The sequence below is a fragment of the Intrasporangium sp. genome (assembly GCF_032907665.1).
Lineage (GTDB): Bacteria > Actinomycetota > Actinomycetes > Actinomycetales > Dermatophilaceae > Intrasporangium.
The window spans coordinates 1-4,151 of sequence record NZ_JAJJPG010000010.1; the positions used below are offsets into that span (position 1 = coordinate 1).

The following is a 4,151-nucleotide window of genomic DNA, read 5'->3' on the forward strand; positions in this document are numbered from 1 at the left end:
GCACGCGGGTGCGGGAGGACGACACGCCGAGCGTATGCCGCTGAGCCGGCTCAGCGGCATACGCCCGCTGTGGCTGCCTGGGCTCACAAAATTATGTTGAACATCGCTGTATGAGTTCCTACTCTGAGAAGTTGTACAGGGATGTTTGAGAAGAGCGTTTGACGTCACGCGTGGCAGTTGGGCGGCGCCCGATGTCGCAATCGGCCGCTCTGCTTCGTCGTAGAGATGGGTGGTGTTCTGCCGCCCGCGCTTGACTTCATGTTCGCTTCAATTTTGAGGATGGGCCCATGACCTCCACACAGGGACCCCAGCTGACCAGGCCGCCGGAACCGCGATGGCGCTCGAGCTCGGGCGGGACCATCCCGTGCCGGGAGTACGACCCGCAGCTCTGGTTCGCCGAGCGGCCCGAGCCGGTCGAGCTCGCCAAAGCACTCTGCGGGACGTGCCCGCTGCAGGCCGAGTGCCTCGCCGGCGCGCTCGAGAGGAGCGAGCCCTGGGGGGTGTGGGGCGGGCAGCTCATCGTCGACGGCACCATCGTCGCGCGCAAGCGTGGTCGCGGCCGGCCCCGGAAGGACGCGGCAGCCTAGCGGAGCAGCTCCCAGATCAGCCCGTCGCCGAAGGTCCCGTCGGGCAGCTCGTCGGTCGCGTGCTCCCGGCCCACCTCGGTGAAGCCGACGGCGCGGAGCACCGCATTGCTCGCCGCGTTGTCGGCTGCCGTCCCGGCGGTGAGTCGGCGCAGGCCGAGACCGCCGTCCTGCTTCGTCGCGAAGGCGTAGGCGATCGCGAGGCGGCAGGCGGCCTTCGCCGCTCCCCGGCCGCGAGCACTCGGCACGAGCTGGTAGCCGACCTCCGCGACGTCTCCCGTGAGCGTCCCCCCGCGGACGAAGACCGTCATGTGACCGAGCGCGCGGTCGGTCGCGCCGTCGGCGATGGCCCACTCGATCGCGGAACCGCTGGCCATGAGCTCGTGCCGACGGGCGAGCCAGGCGTCGAACGTGTCGGCGCTGAGGAGCGCCTGCGGCGGAAACCAGTGCGTGGGGTCGTTGCGCTCCTCGAGGGCTGCGACGTCGGACTCGCGCCAGGCCCGCAGACGGATCGCGCCGTCCTCGAGAAGCGGCGCCTCGAACCACGGGAGCCGGGGGTGCATGGCCTCCCCCGCGGCGAGGCTGGCATGCCACGAATCGAGGCTCGGTCCCTGCGGATCACGGACATTGGGGTGCGTGCCGGGCAGGGTGCCGTGGAACGTGAACCCGGTCGCCCAGGCCACGCGGCGTGAGCCCCAGTTCCCGGCAATGGCCCGCCAGTGGATGCGGTTCAACGGCCGACCCCACGGACCCTGCTCGAAGGCATGCGTGGCAACGAGCCGCACCGCGCGCGACATCGCGCCCTGACCCCTCGCCGCGGGGTGCAGGCCGAAGCCGATGGAGGCGTGGTCCCAGGCCTCACCGGGGCGGAGGTCGACGGTTCCGCCGAAGCGTGGCCTGCCGTCCACGCCGGTGACCTCGATGGCCCAGAAGCGCTTCCCCCTCGGGTCGGCCCACTCACTGGCGATCTGCTCGACGAAGCCGACGGCGTCCTGCCTCGTGTAGCCGCGGGGGACCATCGTCCAACGCTGCGACATCTCGTCAGTGGCCTGCTCGACGATCCCGTCGACATCGGCGAGGGTGTGGCGGCGCAGCGTGATGGTGCCGTCGGTCAGGGTCGGGGTCAAGGTCGTCGGGCTGGACATGCCGTCACCATGCCAGCGGCCCGACGCCTCGCGCGAGTGGATAACCGTGCGGGTGGGGTGGCCCGTCGGACGACCGCGACTCGGCCCGAGGCGAGGGCCCAGCGCTCAGGGCCCGGACTCGTGGTAGTCCACCGGCGCGGGCGTTCGGGGCCACTCGACCGGGGTGGGCGGCGTTCGGGGCCATTCGACCGGGGTGGATTCGTCAGGTGGGCGTGTGTGCGGCGAACTCGGCTGCGCGGTCCAGCGCCAGCTGCGCGAGGGCACGCCCGGCTGGGAGGGCGGCCTCGTCGAAGGAGACGCGGGTGCGCCGCTCGACGAGGTCCTCGACCGTCAGCGCGCCCTCGTGGAGCACGCCGAAGAGGAACTCCGTGCCGAGGGTGGGGCACGAGTCGCTCACTGGCACGGCGAGGTCGGGATGCTCCGCGGCAAGAGCGGCCACGACGGGCGCCTCGGTGCCGTAGCGACGGACGAGTCGGGCCGGCGCCGCTGCCCTGGCGAGGACATCCCGCGGAGCAGCGCCGGTGAGGGGGAGGGAGCGGGTCCGGCACGCGACCGAGGAGCCGGCCCGGCGGCATACGGCATCGACAGCGTCCTCGGCCATCTGGCGATACGTCGTCAGCTTGCCCCCGGTGATCGTCACCGGGTGACCGGGTTCGTCGACGAGAAGGTGCCGACGGGACACGTCGGCGCTGGCACCTGCCCCGTCCTCGACGAGCGGGCGAAGCCCGGCGTAGCGGCCCACGACGTCCTGGCTCGACAGGGGCCGCGCCAGGGCCTGGTTGACCGTGTCGAGCAGGAAGCGGGTGTCGACCTCGGGCACCTCGGGTGCGAGCCCGTCGACACCGGGAGCCGGCTCGTCCGTGAGGCCGACGATGACGAGCCCGTCCGGCTGCGGCACGGCGAAGACGAACCGGCCACGTCGGCCCCGCACCGGCGCGGTGAAGATCGCCTTCGGCGAGCCGACCGCCTCGGCACGGACGACGAGGTGGGAACCGCGGCTCGGCAGGATGCGAACGGACGGCTCGTGCTCACCCGCCCACACCCCCGTGGCGCTGACGACGTGGCCCCGGGCCTCGAAGGACTCCCCGCTCAGCTCGTCGCGCAAGGTCAGGGAGCGGTCGCTGAGCGCGGATGCGCTGCACCTCGTGACGATGTCGGCACCGTGTGCCGCGGCGGTTCGCGCGATGGCCGTGACGAGACGCGCGTCGTCCTCGAGCTGGCCGTCCCAGTAGAGAAGCGCTCCGCGCAGCCCGGCCCACTGCAGGCCCGGCGCGAGCACCCTGGCCTCGGCGGCGCTGATGCGCGACGGTCGGGGGAGCAGGCTGCGCGGCGTTCCGGCCGCCACCCGCAGGCCATCGGCCAGCCGGATCGCGGCCTCGAGCATGACGCCGGAGAGGGCCGGGGTGGAGGCGCCGAGGGGCACGAGGTTCGGCATCGCCCGGGTGAGGTGCGGAGCGATGGTGGTCATGAGGGCGTGGCGCTCGCGCGCCGACTCCCAGGCGATCGCCACATCGCCTTTCGCGAGGTAGCGCAGTCCGCCGTGGACCAGCTTGGAGCTCCAGCGGCTCGTCCCTGCGGCGAGGTCGTGGCGCTCGACGAGGGCGGTGCGGAACCCCCTGGCCGCCGCGTCCAGGGCGACCCCGGCGCCGGTGATGCCACCCCCGACGACGATGACGTCATAGGTCCGGTTCGCCAGCCGGTCCAGGGCGCGCTCCCGGGTCCGCGCAGTGATCGACCCGGTTGGGCACCCGGTTGTCGACGCGGTCATGCGGCCTCCTCAGGTCGTGGGCGGGGCGAGGTAGCCGTCGACGAGGTGTCGCACCTCGGCCAGCACCTCGGTGAGGTCGTGCTCCGCCGTGACGACCCGCGTGCCCACCACGAACGGCGTCAGGGCGTGGAGCAGGACGACGGCCAGCAGCTCGGGGTCGGCCCGGCGGATCGAGCCGTCCGCGATGCCCCCGGCGATCGTGGCGGACATCGAATCGAGCATGAGCCGCTGGCTGCGCCCGTGCCGGTCGACGATGTAGGGCAGCAGCATCTCGGGGTCGTGCTCGAGCAGGGCTGCGACGAGCGGGGCCTGGCTCAGCGTGCGGACCATGCCGACGGCCACGGCCGTCACGAGGGCGCGGCCGTCGCGAGGCGCCTCGTGGGTGACGACTCGCGCAGTGACCTCCTCGACGGCACTGCGGAACTCGCCGACGAGTGCGTCGAGCAGGAGCTGCTTGATGCCGCCACCGCGGCGATAGACCGTGACCCGCGAGACACCGGCGCGCTGAGCGATCGACGTCGCCGTCGCGCGTCGCACTCCGTAGGCGAGCACCTCGTCGCGCACCGCGGCGAGCAGGGCCTCGTCCGTGCTGGAGTCACTGCTGGAGTCACTGCTGGAGTCACTGCTCGTGTCACCGCTGGTGTCACCGCTGGT

At 72.5% G+C, this 4,151-nt stretch carries 4 protein-coding genes; 1 reads left to right on the forward strand and 3 read right to left on the reverse strand.

Features of this window, described 5'->3' with window-relative positions:
* Nucleotides 1-287: 287 nt before the first annotated feature.
* On the forward strand, nucleotides 288-587 hold the full coding sequence (locus tag LOY02_RS02975; RefSeq protein WP_317180840.1) for a WhiB family transcriptional regulator: 300 nt from the start codon (nucleotides 288-290) through the stop codon (nucleotides 585-587).
* Here the strand turns inward: LOY02_RS02975 and LOY02_RS02980 are convergent.
* The 3 genes from LOY02_RS02980 to LOY02_RS02990 all read right to left on the reverse strand — a co-directional run.
* A complete protein-coding gene (locus tag LOY02_RS02980; protein WP_317180841.1) occupies nucleotides 584-1,729 on the reverse strand; it encodes a GNAT family N-acetyltransferase in 1,146 nt (381 codons plus the stop codon). The two genes, LOY02_RS02975 and LOY02_RS02980, sit on opposite strands and share 4 nt — an antisense overlap.
* 202 nt (nucleotides 1,730-1,931) lie before the next feature.
* Nucleotides 1,932-3,497 (reverse strand): glycerol-3-phosphate dehydrogenase/oxidase, encoded by a 1,566-nt coding sequence (locus tag LOY02_RS02985; RefSeq protein ID WP_317180842.1) that lies wholly within the window; start codon nucleotides 3,495-3,497, stop codon nucleotides 1,932-1,934.
* 9 nt (nucleotides 3,498-3,506) lie between these two features.
* Nucleotides 3,507-4,151 (reverse strand): TetR/AcrR family transcriptional regulator (locus LOY02_RS02990; protein WP_317180843.1); only part of this gene is annotated, 645 nt, incomplete at its 5' end.

Coding starts and splice junctions, on each gene's coding strand:
- LOY02_RS02975 (WP_317180840.1), top strand. CDS start 288: ATGACCTCCACACAGGGACCCCAGCTGACCAGGCCGCCGGAACCGCGA.
- LOY02_RS02980 (WP_317180841.1), bottom strand. CDS start 1,729: ATGTCCAGCCCGACGACCTTGACCCCGACCCTGACCGACGGCACCATC.
- LOY02_RS02985 (WP_317180842.1), bottom strand. CDS start 3,497: ATGACCGCGTCGACAACCGGGTGCCCAACCGGGTCGATCACTGCGCGG.